This window comes from Leifsonia sp. C5G2, assembly GCF_013359685.1.
In the GTDB taxonomy this organism is placed as follows: domain Bacteria; phylum Actinomycetota; class Actinomycetes; order Actinomycetales; family Microbacteriaceae; genus Leifsonia.
Genome location: NZ_JABFMV010000001.1, coordinates 297,879 through 310,743, shown reverse-complemented (window position 1 = coordinate 310,743; position 12,865 = coordinate 297,879). Strand labels below are relative to the sequence as shown.

At 71.1% G+C, this 12,865-nt stretch carries 13 protein-coding genes; 7 read left to right on the top strand and 6 right to left on the bottom strand.

The annotated features are described in order from the left end of the window. Positions 1-23: 23 nt before the first annotated feature. The gene (locus tag HNO83_RS01445; RefSeq protein ID WP_175335712.1) at positions 24-557 is read left to right on the top strand and encodes a GNAT family N-acetyltransferase; all 534 of its coding nucleotides are present in this window, start codon (positions 24-26) and stop codon (positions 555-557) included. A 197-nt stretch (positions 558-754) separates the two neighbouring features. Then, positions 755-1,732 carry an Abi family protein gene (locus HNO83_RS01440; protein ID WP_175335711.1) on the top strand — a complete coding sequence of 326 codons (978 nt, stop codon included), beginning with the start codon at positions 755-757 and terminating at the stop codon, positions 1,730-1,732. A 13-nt stretch (positions 1,733-1,745) separates the two neighbouring features. Here the strand turns inward: HNO83_RS01440 and HNO83_RS01435 are convergent, their stop codons facing one another. After that, positions 1,746-2,714: an NADP-dependent oxidoreductase gene (locus tag HNO83_RS01435; RefSeq protein ID WP_175335710.1), complete on the bottom strand. Its 969-nt coding sequence runs from the start codon at positions 2,712-2,714 to the stop codon at positions 1,746-1,748. 205 nt (positions 2,715-2,919) lie between these two features. On the opposite strand from HNO83_RS01435, the gene HNO83_RS01430 reads away from it, so the two are divergent. Then, positions 2,920-3,678, top strand: coding sequence for a DUF998 domain-containing protein (locus tag HNO83_RS01430; protein ID WP_175335709.1), 759 nt, complete (start codon positions 2,920-2,922; stop codon positions 3,676-3,678). Here HNO83_RS01430 and HNO83_RS01425 read toward each other — a convergent pair. From HNO83_RS01425 to HNO83_RS01405, 5 genes are all read right to left on the bottom strand, one after another. Further along, the gene (locus HNO83_RS01425) at positions 3,570-4,352 is read right to left on the bottom strand and encodes a YqaJ viral recombinase family protein (protein WP_502708416.1); all 783 of its coding nucleotides are present in this window, start codon (positions 4,350-4,352) and stop codon (positions 3,570-3,572) included. The two genes, HNO83_RS01430 and HNO83_RS01425, sit on opposite strands and share 109 nt — an antisense overlap. Positions 4,353-4,387: 35 nt before the next feature. Then, positions 4,388-5,431, bottom strand: coding sequence for a Gfo/Idh/MocA family protein (locus HNO83_RS01420; protein WP_175335707.1), 1,044 nt, complete (start codon positions 5,429-5,431; stop codon positions 4,388-4,390). Positions 5,432-5,457: 26 nt separating this feature from the next. Next, entirely contained in the window at positions 5,458-6,192 is a 735-nt protein-coding gene (locus HNO83_RS01415) for a ThuA domain-containing protein (protein WP_175335706.1), read from the bottom strand. Next, on the bottom strand, positions 6,189-7,334 hold the full coding sequence (locus tag HNO83_RS01410; RefSeq protein ID WP_175335705.1) for a Gfo/Idh/MocA family protein: 1,146 nt from the start codon (positions 7,332-7,334) through the stop codon (positions 6,189-6,191). The genes HNO83_RS01415 and HNO83_RS01410 overlap by 4 nt, the downstream gene beginning before the upstream one ends. 74 nt (positions 7,335-7,408) lie before the next feature. Continuing rightward, positions 7,409-8,599, bottom strand: a complete 1,191-nt coding sequence (locus HNO83_RS01405; RefSeq protein WP_175335704.1) for an ROK family transcriptional regulator — start codon at positions 8,597-8,599, stop codon at positions 7,409-7,411. A gap of 165 nt (positions 8,600-8,764) precedes the next feature. On the opposite strand from HNO83_RS01405, the gene HNO83_RS01400 reads away from it, so the two are divergent. Genes HNO83_RS01400 through HNO83_RS01385 form a run of 4 tightly spaced genes read left to right on the top strand, consistent with a single transcriptional unit; the run spans position 8,765 to position 12,788 of the window. Then, entirely contained in the window at positions 8,765-9,487 is a 723-nt protein-coding gene (locus HNO83_RS01400; RefSeq protein WP_175335987.1) for a sugar phosphate isomerase/epimerase family protein, read from the top strand. Further along, positions 9,484-10,581, top strand: a complete 1,098-nt coding sequence (locus tag HNO83_RS01395; RefSeq protein ID WP_175335703.1) for a Gfo/Idh/MocA family protein — start codon at positions 9,484-9,486, stop codon at positions 10,579-10,581. The genes HNO83_RS01400 and HNO83_RS01395 overlap by 4 nt, the downstream gene beginning before the upstream one ends. Before the next feature lie 9 nt (positions 10,582-10,590). Then, a complete protein-coding gene (locus HNO83_RS01390; protein WP_175335702.1) occupies positions 10,591-11,757 on the top strand; it encodes a Gfo/Idh/MocA family protein in 1,167 nt (388 codons plus the stop codon). Beyond that, positions 11,754-12,788, top strand: coding sequence for a sugar phosphate isomerase/epimerase family protein (locus HNO83_RS01385; RefSeq protein WP_175335701.1), 1,035 nt, complete (start codon positions 11,754-11,756; stop codon positions 12,786-12,788). Before HNO83_RS01390 ends, HNO83_RS01385 begins: the two co-directional genes overlap by 4 nt. The last annotated feature ends 77 nt before the right edge of the window (positions 12,789-12,865 follow it).

Below are 12,865 nucleotides of genomic sequence, written 5' to 3'. Positions count from 1 at the left end.
GCGGCGCTCGGTAGGCTGAGGGCGTGACCGTCACCATCCGTCCCGCCGCCGCCGGCGACGAGGCCGCCTTGGCCGCCGTCGCCGCCGTGACGTTCCCGCTCGCGTGCCCGCCGCACACGACCGAGGAGGCGAAGGCCGCGTTCATCGCGTCCGTCCTGTCGGAGGAGCGCTTCGCCGAGTACCTCGCCGACGATCGGCGCCGGCTGCTCATCGCGGAGGACGGGGACGGCGTCGCGATCGGCTACACCATGGTCGTCCTGGGCGAACCGGGCGACGAGGACGTGCGCGCCAGCCTCCGCATCCGCCCCACAGCCGAGCTGAGCAAGTGCTACGTGCTGCCCGGCCACCACGGAGAGGGCGTCGCCGGCCGGCTCATGGCCGAGAGCCTCCGGCTGGCGGAGCAGGCGGGCGCCGACGGGATCTGGCTCGGTGTCAACCAGGAGAACGGCCGCGCCCAGCGCTTCTACGGCAAGAACGGCTTCGAGCGCGTCGGCGTCAAGCGCTTCCTGGTCGGCGACCGCTACGAGGACGACTTCGTGATGGAGCGGGCGCTCTAGAACCACCCATCCGTCCCGACTCGGAACAAACCCGCGCCGACACGCCGGGAAAGCTCAAAACTCCCCGGGAAGTCGTTGCACGCGTGCACGCCGAACGGTTAAGCTAGGGCCATAAATACCAGCCCCGCTGTCGCTCACCGACTTTCGAGTCACCGAGATGACATGGGCTGGTTTTCTTTGTCGCCACGGTGGGTAGCGTGAAGGGTCATCTGTCCTACGAGGCCCAGCTAGCGCGAATGGTGGGTCGTGGTCTATCGACCGCGAGTCGTCCAGAAGCTATAGCGGCACTCAAACGCATCGGCTACTACCGGCTTTCTGCCTACACGTATCCATTCAGAAAGCCTCCCACGGACTCCGATCGCAACGCCGGGCGCACCCGTGCGGATGAGTTTCGTGATGGTGCCGACTTTGATGACGCGCTACGGCTCCACGAGTTCGATCGAAAACTTCGAGCAGTACTGCTGCCAGCTCTACAGGAGATCGAGGTCGGGTTCGCGACCAAGGTCGGCTACCTGCTACGTAAACGCGCCGGAGACGGGCACCTACGGGTTGATTGCCTAGATTCGGCTGCCTGCTCGAGAGTCAATGTTGACGGCGAATCGGCACACGAAGCGTGGGTGCGCCGCTACGAGAAACTGCGCCAGGATGCCAAGGACGAGGAGTACGTCAAGCACCATATCCTCCACTATGGTGGCGAGATTCCGATCTGGGCGGCCACCGGGTTCATGGATTTCGGTTGCCTGATACGTCTCTATTCATTGATGGATAAGCGCGATCGTAAGAAGATCGCTGACGAATTGGGCCTCGGAGGGAACGGATCCGACACGCTACTTCGTTGGCTGCGGGCCTTGAACATCTTGCGTAATCACTGCGCGCACAGCAACCGGATCTGGAACCGCTCCACCGTCGACGTTCCCCCCAAGTACTCGATTCAGGTAGCGCCCGCGGACCTGCACCATCTCAATGAGTTGGACAACGATCAGAGGCAGAAGATCTACCTTCTGATTGCATTGACGGCCTACCTCGAGAGGGCCCTGAATCCGTCGAGCACGTGGGCATGGTCGGCGCTTCGAACACAGGCGAAGAAACTGGGCAACGTCGGCGGCATGACGCTCGAGAACACGATGGGGTTTCCCGAGGACTGGCATGAGCTCGCCCTGTGGAACAAGGCGTGATGGAGCGGGCGCTCTAGCCCTCCGCGACCTTCACGACCACCTTGCCGCGCGTGTGGCCGCCCTCGACGGCGCGGTGCGCGTCGGCGATCTGCTCCAGGGCGAAGATCTGGTCGACGTGCGCGCGCACGTTCCCGGCCTCCAGCAGCCGTGCGATCACCGCGAGGGCGTTGCCGTCGGGTGCGACCTTGTAGTCGGTGCCGCGGACGCCGGCGGCCGCCGTCTCCTCGGCGAAGGTCGGCCAGCTGCCGGTCGGGGCGTTCACGATGAGACCCCCTGGCCGCAGCGCCTGAAGCGACCGCGTCCCCGTGTCGTCGTGGACGTTGCCCACCAGATCGATCACCACGTCGGCGTCGTGCACGACGTCCTCGAACCGCGTCGTCGTGTAGTCGATCACCTCGGCCGCGCCGAGGGAGCGCAGCCACGACGCCTTGCCGCCGGACGCGGTGGCGATCACGTGCGCGCCGAAGTACGACGCGAACTGCACCGCGAAGTGGCCGACCCCGCCGCTCCCGGCGTGGATGAGCATCCGCTGACCCTCGTGCGCCTTCGCGACTTCCACCACCATGCCCCACGCCGTGAGCGCGGCGACGGGAACGGCGGCCGCCTCGATGTGGGACAGCGTCGACGGCTTCCGCACGACGCTCAGCGCCGGCACGGAGACATACTCGGCGTAGCTCCCGCCGAAACGCGGGACCACCACCATCCCGAACACCTCGTCGCCCGGGCGGATCGGGTGGGCGCTGTAGGGCGACTCCACCACGACGCCGCTGAAGTCGTGCCCGAGCACGGCGGGGAACGAGTGGATGGCGCCGAACACCCCGCGCCCGGCCCGCGTCTTGGCGTCGATCGGATTCACGCTGGACGCGACCACCTTGACCAGGAACTCCGCGTTCACCTTGTCCGGGTAGGCGGTCTCGCCGATGCGGAGGGCGTCGGGCCCGCCGGGGGCGTCCAGGAGCGCGGCGCGCATCGTCTTCGGCATTCGCTTTCCCCTCGTCGGATCCAAGTCCTGCGTGCCAGTCAAGCCTGCCCGTGCTTCGGGGGTGTTACCGTCGGGTCACCACATGTGAACAGTCTGTTTCGGATACCCCCAGGTCGTTCCCAGCGGCAGGCCGGTTAGGATGCTGCGACCCGGGGCGGCGCCGGCCGCCGGCTCCGGAGACGACGGCCGACCCGAGGAGCGACAGGTGCGACGACTGCTGCGGGTCGCCCGCGACCCCTTCGCGGTTCCGCTGCTCGCGCGCGGCTGGCAGCGGGCGGTGCCGGTGCTGCTCGGGATCGGGACGCTGTGCGTGCTCGGCGGCCTCACGATCATCTGGGCGGCCCGCCTGACCGTTCCGTACCCGGTCTACGTGAGCGAGCTCGGCGCGCAGGGCGCCCCGACGGCGGGGCCCTTCGCCCTCGCCCTGCTGCTGATCGCGGTGGGCGGGTTCGCGATCGCGGTCGCGAGCGGCCATGTCCGCTCGTCGGCGCCGCTGCTCGCCCGGTGGACGCCGGCGGCGACCCTGGGGTTCGCCGCGCTCTGCTTCGTGCTGGCGTCGCAGGTGACGTGCACGGCGTACTGCCCGGTCCCGCTGGTCGACCCGAAGTCGACGGTCCAGGATCTGGTGCACACGGTGTCCGCCGTCGTCGGGTTCGCGGCGGCGTGCTACGCGATGCTGCAGGTCGGGTTCAGCCGTCGGCTGCCGCGGCTCTCGCTGCTGTCGCGGCTCAGCTGCGGGGCGGTCGCGGTCATCACGATCGTGGGCGGGCTGCTCGCGATCGTGCGGGTCGGCTCGGACGTGGGGGCGTGGCTGGAGCTGATCGGCACGACGGTCGCGATCGCGTGGATCGCGGTCTACGCGGTCGCCCTCGCGCGCGTCCCGCTCGGCTCGGCGACGGTGGTGGAGGGAGCGGACGCGGCGGCGGCGGAGCCCGAGGCCGGCGCGGCGCTCGACGTCGCCTGACGGAGCAGATCGATCAGGTCGGCCGCGAGGGCGACGAGCTTCGCGATCTCGGCCTCGTCGCGGTCCACCCAGCGGCACTCCGGCTCGTCGCGCAGCGGGACGAAGCCGTCGTGCTGCTCCCAGACGAACAGGGTGCGCTCCGCGCCGAGCACGTACTGCTGCCACCAGATCTGGCGGAGGTAGTGGCGGGGGATGCTCCGGAACGGCTTGTTCGTCGTCTTGATCTCGGCCAGCTCGATGCGACCGCCGGTGCGGAGGATGAGGCCGTCCGGCGTCGCCAGGTGGCGGCGGTCCCGCTCCGCGTGGAAGAGCAGGTCGGAGGGCTCGATGCCGTGGGTCGCCGCGACCCAGGCGGCGATCTCCGGTTCGCGCGAGCGACCGTGCTGGGTGAAGACGTTGCCGCTGAACCCGGTGCCGTGCAGCTTGTCGTACGCGGCCGCCCGGACCGACCGCGGCGTCGAGAGCTTGGCGACGTCGGTCGCCGTGATACCCCGGCTGCGGGCCCGCAGCCAGCCGGCACGATCGCTGGAGCTCGCCACGACGCGCGCGAGGTGGCCGGACTCCCCGGGGACGGCGGGCACGACGGGCACCGGCGCGGGACGGGCGGGGCTCAGGTCCGCGAGCACGGCCGGCCGGTACAGGTCGGCGGTGCGGTAGGGAGCGGAGTCGAGCACCTGTCCATTCTGCCGCGTCGGACCGGCGCCGGCTGTCACTCCACGCGCGTCGCGCCGAGTTGCCTCCGCGCCTCGTCGATCGTCGCGAGGGTGTCCACGGCCTCCGACAGCGGGTGGAGCGGCGACTCCGTGCGGCCTTCCGCGATGAAGCGCGCCAGCGCCGCGGCCTCGTACGCCATGCCGTCGCGGTGCGGGCGGCCGTACGGGTCGCGCCAGTGCGCGGCGAGCGTCCCGTCCGCGCGGAAGACGCGGATGCCGCTCGGGCCCCAGAACGGGCTGTCCGTCTCCACCCGCCCCTCGCTGCCGCAGATCGTGGCGAGCGACGGGGTCGCGGCCAGCAGGGACGTGCTCAGCAGCGCCTGGGCGCCGGAGGCGGAGGACAGCACGAGGGCCGCCTGCTCGTCCACACCCGTGGAGGCGAGGGTCCCGGTCGCGACGATCCCGGCCGGCGCGCCGAGCGCGAACGAGGCCCAGGAGACGGTGTAGACGCCGAGGTCGAGCAGCGCCCCGCCCGCCAGCGCAGGATCCCACAGCCGGCTCGCCGGGTCGAACGCCGCGCGGCCGCCGAAGTCGGCCGTCACGACGCGGAGGTCTCCCAGCGCGCCGCGGTCGAGCAGCTGGCGGACGATGTCGGTCTGCGGCAGGTACCGCGTCCACATCGCCTCCATCGCGAACACCCCTGCCTCGCGTGCCGCCGCCACGATCCGCCCGGCCTGCTCGGCGGTGACCGCCATCGGCTTCTCGATCAGGATGTGCTTGCCGGCCGCGATCGCGAGCAGCGCGTGCTCGAGGTGCTCGCTGTGCGGGGTGGCGACGTAGACCACGGCGACCTCCGGGTCGGCGACCAGCGCCTCGTACGAGCCGTGCGACCGCTCCACCCCGTGCGCCGCAGCGAAGGCCGCGGCGCGCTCGGCGGAACGCGACCCCGCGGCGACGACCCGCTGGCGGGTGTGCCGGTGCAGCGCGTCGGTGAAGTCCGCGGCGATCGCGCCGGGGCCGAGCACGCCCCACCGCAGCGGTGGCGCGTCGGCGGGGTCGGGATGCCGCGGCTCGGGCAGTGTCGACAGGTCGTCGGTCATGGTCTCGCCTCCGTCCGGTCCGCGGGTCAGACCGGCTGCGGGTTCGACACCTCGGGCGCCCGGCGTGCGCCGGCGACCGGCGCGGCCCACCGGACCCCGTTGGCGAGCACGCGCCGCACCTGCGGATGGAAGTACACGGGGTACTCCTGGTCGCCCGGGCTGAAGTAGAAGATCTTGCCGCGGCCGCGCGTGAACGTCACGCCCGATCGGAACACCTCGCCGCCGGTGAACGAGCTAATGAAGACCAGGTCGTCGGGCGTCGGGATGTCGAAGAACTCCCCGTACATCTCCTGCGCCTCGATCACGATCGGCTGCTCGACGCCCTCCGCGATCGGATGGGTCGGGTTCACGTTCCAGACCAGCTCGCGCTCGCCGCCCTGCGGGTTGCGCCAGCGCAGCGAACAGGTGGTGCCGAGCATCCGGATGAAGATCTTCGAGAAGTGCCCGGAGTGCAGCACGATGAGCCCCATCCCGCCGAGCACGTGCTGCCGCACCCGCTCGACGACCTCGTCGGAGACGCGGTCGTGCGCGATGTGGCCCCACCAGAGCAGGACGTCGGTCTCGTCGAGCGCCTGCTCGCTCAGGCCGTGCTCCGGGTCGTCGAGGGTCGCGGTGCGCACCTCGACCTCGTCGCCGAGCAGCTCGCCGAGGCCCTCGGCGATGGCGCCGTGGATTCCGTGCGGGTAGATCGCGGCGATCTCGGGCTGGGTCGCTTCGTGGACGCCCTCGTTCCAGACGGTGACGCGCAGTGCCATGGTCATGCTCCTTCGGTGGTGGCGGCGGTGGCGCCGTCCGCGTTGGTGGCGGGGGAGAGGCGCACCTCGGCGCCGATGCGGGCCGACTCGTAGGCGGCGTCGATGACGCGTGCGCGGTCGAGGGCGAGCGAGCCGTCCCAGTTCGACCAGTTCGCCGGGTCGGCGACGTGCTCGAGGAAGGTCTCGACCACCGCCAGGTGGCCGCGTCCCGGGTCGGCGGTCACGGTGATGTCCTCGCTCTGCTCGCCCTCTCCGGTGAAGATGGTCAGCTCGCCGGAGGGCGCGTAGTCGACGACGCGCAGGTCGGCGCCGCCCTCGGTGCCATAGAGGGTGATGCCGAATTCGTCGCCGGCCGGGCGGTACGCCGCCCAGCTGGTCTCGATGACGATGGAGCCGCCGCCTTCGAGGCGGAGCAGCAGGCTCGCCAGGTCTTCCACCTCGTAGGCGGAGTCGACGTTCTGCTTGACCGAACCGGTCGACCCTCCGCGGCCGCGGTTGCCGAGCTCCGCGTGCGTGACGGCCGACACCGCCTGGACGCGGGGCTCGCCGAAGAGGTGCAGCGCGTAGTCGAGCACGTGGACGCCGATGTCTATCAGCGGGCCGCCGCCCGCCATCTCGCGGTTGGTGAACCAGCTGCCGAGCGCGGGGATGCCCGCCCGGCGCAGCCAGATGGCCCGTGCGTGGTACGGCCGGCCGATCTGCCCGCCGTCGATCGCAGCCTTGAGCGCTTCGATGTCGCCGCGGCGCCGGTGGTTGAAGGCGACCTCCAGCACGCGGCCGGCGCGGTGGGCGGCGTCCACCATGGTCTGCGCCTCGGCCGCGGTGCGGGCGATCGGCTTCTCGCTGAGCACGTGGAGGCCGGCCTCGAGAGCGCCGACGGCGATGGGGGCGTGCAGGAAGGTGGGGACCGCGACGCTCACCAGGTCGAGGTCGCCCTCGGCGACGAGGTCCTTCCAGTCGCGGTGCAGTCGCGTCAGGCCGTACTGCTCTCCGAGTTCGGCGCGCGGGCCGTCCTCCATGCCCGCGATGGCGACGAGCTCGACGCCGGGGAGCGCGTCGTAGGCGGCCATGTGCTGCTGGCCGGCCCAGCCGAGGCCGATCACTCCGGCGCGGAGGGGACGGCCGAGGGATTCGCTGTGCGTGCTCACGGCACTCCTTTCAGGGGGTTCGAATCGATTCGAGCATGGTCATGGTGGTCGGTGGGGGGAGTCCGCCGCGGGGGTCAGCGGAACAGGGTGCGCGGGATGCCGATGTTCGGATCGAGGGCGCGCTGGATGACCATGATGGCCGCGCCCATGGCGCCGCCGGTCTCGCCGGAGCGGGACTGGGTGATGGTCAGGTGCTGCGTCGCCAGCGGGGTGGACCGCTGGTAGACGACCTCGCGCATCCCGGCGAGGAGCTGCTCGCCGACGCGGGAGAGGCTGCCGCCGACGACGATCATCGACGGGTTCAGGAGGTTGACGCACGTCGCGACGACGGCGCCGAGGTCGCGGCCGGCCTGGCGGATGGCCTCCTGCACGACCGGGTTGCCGCTGCGGGCGAGCTCGACGACGTCGTCGCTCGTCTCCGCGGCGAAGCCGGCCTCGCGGAGCGCCCGGGCGATCGCCGGCCCGCTGACCAGCGACTCGAGGTCGGCGTCCTGCTCCCCGTGGCTCGGCGTGTCCGTGCCGAACGGGACGCGGACGTGACCGAGGTCTCCGGCGGAGCCGAGGGCGCCGCGCTGCAGCCGCCCGCCCGCGATGATGCCCGCGCCGACGCCGGTCGCCACCTTCACGAACAGGAGGTCGGTCTCGTCCGGCCACATCAGCGCCTGCTCGCCGAGAGCGAGCAGGTTCACGTCGTTGTCGACGAGCACCGGCACATCGAACACGCGGCGGATGTACGCGGGGATGTCGAACCGGTCCCAGCCGGGCATGATCGGCGGGTTCACCGGGAGCCCCGTCGAGTGCTCGACCGGGCCGGGGACGCCGACGCCGACGCCGATCAGCTCCTCCGGCTGGCGGCCGGAGGCGATGTAGAGCTCGCTCGCCGCCTCCAGTGCCCAGTCGAGCACGCGCAGGGGGCCCTCGGCGATGTCGAGCCTGCGCGACTCGCTCGCCGTGATGTTGCCGGCCAGGTCGGCCAGCGCGACGACGCCGTGGGTCGCGCCGAGGTCGATCGCGACGATCACTCGCGAATCGGGGTTGAACCGGATGCGCGCGGGAGGGCGGCCGCCGGAGGAGACGTCGTCGCCCGCGGGGATGACGAGTCCGGCCCCGGTGAGGATGTCGATGCGCGCAGCGATGGTGGAGCGCGCCAGGCCGGTCAGTTCGGCGAGCTGCGCGCGGGTGCGCGGGACGCCGTCGCGCAGGATCGCCAGCAGCTCCGCGGCGTCTGCGGCGACGAGCACCGAGTCTCGCGCGCTGTCGGTCATAGCGACATTGAACCACAGTGTCGGCCTTCGGCCCAAAGTTATGCACGCAATGGTCGACTTTTGTTTGACATCCGGCAGAAGTCCGGATTGAATGGAGCAAGGCCGACCGGCCGACCCCCATGAACGAACTCGACGAGGAGAACAGTGTCGACGTCAAAAGTCTCCGTGCAGCTGTACACGGTCCGTGAGCTCCTGACGGAGGACACGGCCGGAACCCTGAAGCGGATCGCCGAGATCGGATTCACGCAGGTCGAGCCGTTCGCGTTCCTCAGCTTCGGCGACGCCCTCCGCCAGGGCCTCTCGGAGGCCGGTCTCTCGGCCCCCACCACTCACCAGGGCTTCATCGGCGGCGATCTCGACGAGGTGTTCGGCGCCGCGAAGGAGCTGGGCATCGAGACGGTCATCGACCCGTTCGTGGCCCCGGATAAGTGGCAGAGCGCCGCCGGCGTCGCGCAGACCGCCGAGCAGCTCAACGCAGCGGCCGAGGTCGCCGCGCGCCACGGCATCCGCGTCGGGTACCACAACCACGACCACGAGATCTCCAGCACGATCGAGGGCGTCACCGCGCTCGAGTTCTTCGCAGGCAAGCTGGCGCCGGAGGTCGTGCTCGAGGTCGACACGTACTGGGTGGCCGTCGGGGGCGTCGACCCGGTCGCGTACCTCCCGAAGCTGGGCGACCGCGTCGTCGCGCTGCACATCAAGGACGGCCCCGGCACCCACGAGACCAAGGACCAAGTGGCGGTGGGTCAGGGCTCGCTCCCGGTCGAGCAGATCATCGCGGCCGCGCCGGACGCCCTGCGCGTCATCGAGCTCGACGACTCGCGCGGCGACCGGTTCCAGGCCGTCGCCGACAGCTTCGCCTTCCTCAACTCCAAGGGCCTCGCATGACCGCCGGCCGCGTGGGCGTCGGCGTCATCGGGGCCGGAGTGATCAGCAACCAGTACCTCGAGAACCTCACCTCGTTCCCCGACCTCGATGTGCGCTTCGTCGCCGACATCGACCTCGAGCGGGCCAAGGCGCAGGCCGAGAAGTACGGCGTTGCGGGCTCCGGAACGGTGGAGGAGCTGCTCGCCGACGACGCGATCGAGATCGTCGTCAACCTGACCATCCCGAAGGTGCACGTCGAGGTGGCGCTGCAGGTGCTCGCCGCGGGCAAGAACGTGTGGAGCGAGAAGCCGTTCGCCCTCGACCGGGCCAGCGGCACGGAGCTGCTCGAGGCGGCGCACGCCAAGGGTCTCCGCGTCGCGACCGCGCCGGACACCTTCCTCGGCGCGGGCATCCAGTCGGCGCGCCGGCTGATCGAGAACGGCGACATCGGCGTTCCGCTCACCGCGCTGACGCTCATGCAGAGCCCGGGGCCGGAGTCGTGGCACCCCAACCCCGACTTCCTGTTCCAGGAGGGCGCCGGCCCGCTGTTCGACATCGGCCCGTACTACCTGACCGCCCTGGTGCAGCTCTTCGGCCCGGTCGCCCGCGTGAGCGCGAGCGCCTCGAAAGCGCGCGAGACCCGCATCATCGGCTCGGGGCCGCGCGCCGGCGAGGAGTTCGCCGTGACGGTGCCGACCCACGTGAGCGCCCTGTACGAGTTCGAGAGCGGCCAGACGGCGCAGGCGGTGTTCAGCTTCGACTCGAAGCTCGGCCGCACGCAGTTCGAGGTCGCGGGCGCCGACGGCACGCTCGTCGTGCCCGACCCGAACACCTTCGAGGGCGAGCTGCTCGTCCACGGCGGCGACGGGATCGAGACGCTCCCGTCGACCGGGACCTCGGCCGGCCGCGGCATCGGCGTCGTCGAGCTCGCACGCGCGATCCGTGCCGGTGTGCCCGAGCGCGCCTCCGGCGAGCAGGCCTACCACGTGCTCGACATCATGGTCTCGACCATCGAGGCGGGCGAGTCCCGCACGCCGGTCGACGTGCAGAGCACGGTCCAGGTCGCCCCGGCGCTGCCGGAGGACTGGGATCCGCGCGCGGAGACCCTGGCGTAGGCGGCCGCGATGACGGACGGCAGTGACCGGAGCCCGGCCGCGCAGGGCGCGGCGCAGACCGGCGGCCTGACCCGCCGCGACGAGAGCGCCGCGGGCGCACGCCTGCGCGTCGCGATCGTCGGCGGCGGCTTCATGGCCGAGGTGCACTCGCGGGCGATCCGCGCAGCGAGGGCCGAGCTCGCGGGCATCGTCTCGTCGACGCCCGAACGCTCGGTCGCCGCGGCGGATCGCCTCGGCGCGGCGCGGGCCTACACGTCGCTCGACGAGCTGCTCGCCGACGACCAGGTCGACGTCGTCCACGTCACGACGCCCAACGCGCTGCACGCCGATCAGGCGGCCGCGGTGCTGGGCGCGGGCAAGGACGTCGTCTGCGAGAAGCCGCTCGCGACGACCGTGGCCGACGCCGAGCGGCTCGTCGCCGCGGCGGAGGGCCGCACCGCGACGGTCCCGTTCGTGTACCGGTTCCATCCTCTGGTCCGCGAGGCCCGCTCCCGGTTCGCCTCCGGGCAGGCCGGCCGCGTGCTCAGCATCAACGCCTCGTACCTGCAGGACTGGCTGCTCGGCTCCGACGACGACAACTGGCGCGTCGACTCCGCCCAGGGCGGCCGTTCGCGTGCTTTCGCCGACATCGGCTCGCACCTGGTCGACCTGGTGGAGTTCGTCAGCGGCGACCGCGTGAGTCGCGTCTCCGCCACCAAGCGGACCGTGTTCGCGGAGCGCGCGGCGCACTCCGGCATCACGACGGAGGACGCGGTCGCAGTGGTCGTCGAGACCTGTGCCGGCGCGCTCGGCACCCTGCTGGTGTCGCAGGTCGCCCCCGGGCGGAAGAACCGGCTGTGGCTCGAGATCGCGGGCAGCTCCGAGAGCGTCGCGTTCGACCAGGAACAGCCCGAGACGCTGTGGGTCGGGCGCAGGAAGGGCAGCCTCGTCATCCCGCGCGATGCCGATCAGCTCAGCGAGGACGCCGCACGGCTCTGCGTCGTGCCGTCGGGTCACCCGCAGGGCTACCAGGACGCGTTCAACGCGTTCGTCGCCGACACCTACGCGGCGGTCGCGGGCGAGACGCCCGACGGCCTCCCGCGCTTCACCGACGGCCTGCGGGCCGTGCGGGTCACGGACGCGGTGATCGACTCGGCCGAGTCGGGCACCTGGATCGAGATGGGAACGAACGAATGACTGACGTCGCCGCCGAGTCGGGTCGCACGCACCCGGTCACCCTCTTCACCGGCCAGTGGGCCGACCTCACGCTGGAGGAGGTGGCGAAGTACGCGAGCGAGTGGGGCTACGACGGTCTTGAGATCGCGTGCTCCGGCGAGCACCTCGACGTCTGGCGCGCTGCCGAGGACGACGCCTACCTGCAGGGCCGCCTCGACATCCTCGACCGCTACGGCCTCAAGGTCTGGGCGATCTCCAACCACCTGAAGGGGCAGGCGGTCTGCGACGACCCCATCGACTTCCGTCACCAGGCGATCGTCGGCTCGAAGGTCTGGGGCGACGGCGACCCGGAGGGCGTGCGGCAGCGCGCGGCCGAGGAGCTCAAGCTCACGGCGAAGGTCGCCCGCAGTCTCGGCGTCGACACGGTCGTCGGCTTCACCGGCTCCAGCATCTGGCCGTACGTCGCACAGTTCCCGCCGGTGCCGGCCGAGGTCTTCGAGCGCGGCTACCAGGACTTCGCCGACCGGTGGAACCCGATCCTCGACGTCTTCGACGGCGAGGGCGTGCGGTTCGCGCACGAGGTGCACCCGTCGGAGATCGCGTACGACTACTGGACCAGCGTCCGCACCCTGGAGGCGATCGACCACCGCGAGGCGTTCGGCTTCAACTGGGACCCGTCGCACATGATGTGGCAGGACATCGACCCGGTCGGTTTCATCGTCGACTTCCAGGACCGCATCTACCACGTGGACTGCAAGGACACGCGCCTGCGCCCGAAGAACGGCCGCGCCGGCGTGCTCGGCTCGCACCTGCCGTGGGGCGACCCGCGCCGCGGGTGGGACTTCGTCTCCACCGGCCACGGCGACGTGCCGTGGGAGGACGCCTTCCGCGCGCTCGAGTCCATCGGCTACACCGGTCCGATCTCGATCGAGTGGGAGGACGCCGGGATGGACCGCCTGCACGGCGCGAAGGAGGCCGTCGGCTACATCCGTTCGCTGCTCTGGAAGCAGCCGACCGCATCCTTCGACGCCGCCTTCAGCAACCAGGACTGAGCGCGACTGCGGCGTTTCGGAACGACAGCGCCTGCGCGAGCAGCCGCCGTCGTTCCGAAACGCCGCAGTCACGCCAT

Bases quoted from the DNA above. Each gene is read 5' to 3' on its own strand.
- HNO83_RS01435 (WP_175335710.1), bottom strand. From the start codon at position 2,714: ATGCCGAAGACGATGCGCGCCGCGCTCCTGGACGCCCCCGGCGGGCCC.
- HNO83_RS01420 (WP_175335707.1), bottom strand. From the start codon at position 5,431: ATGACCGACGACCTGTCGACACTGCCCGAGCCGCGGCATCCCGACCCC.
- HNO83_RS01415 (WP_175335706.1), bottom strand. From the start codon at position 6,192: ATGACCATGGCACTGCGCGTCACCGTCTGGAACGAGGGCGTCCACGAA.
- HNO83_RS01405 (WP_175335704.1), bottom strand. From the start codon at position 8,599: ATGACCGACAGCGCGCGAGACTCGGTGCTCGTCGCCGCAGACGCCGCG.
- HNO83_RS01395 (WP_175335703.1), top strand. From the start codon at position 9,484: ATGACCGCCGGCCGCGTGGGCGTCGGCGTCATCGGGGCCGGAGTGATC.
- HNO83_RS01390 (WP_175335702.1), top strand. From the start codon at position 10,591: ATGACGGACGGCAGTGACCGGAGCCCGGCCGCGCAGGGCGCGGCGCAG.
- HNO83_RS01385 (WP_175335701.1), top strand. From the start codon at position 11,754: ATGACTGACGTCGCCGCCGAGTCGGGTCGCACGCACCCGGTCACCCTC.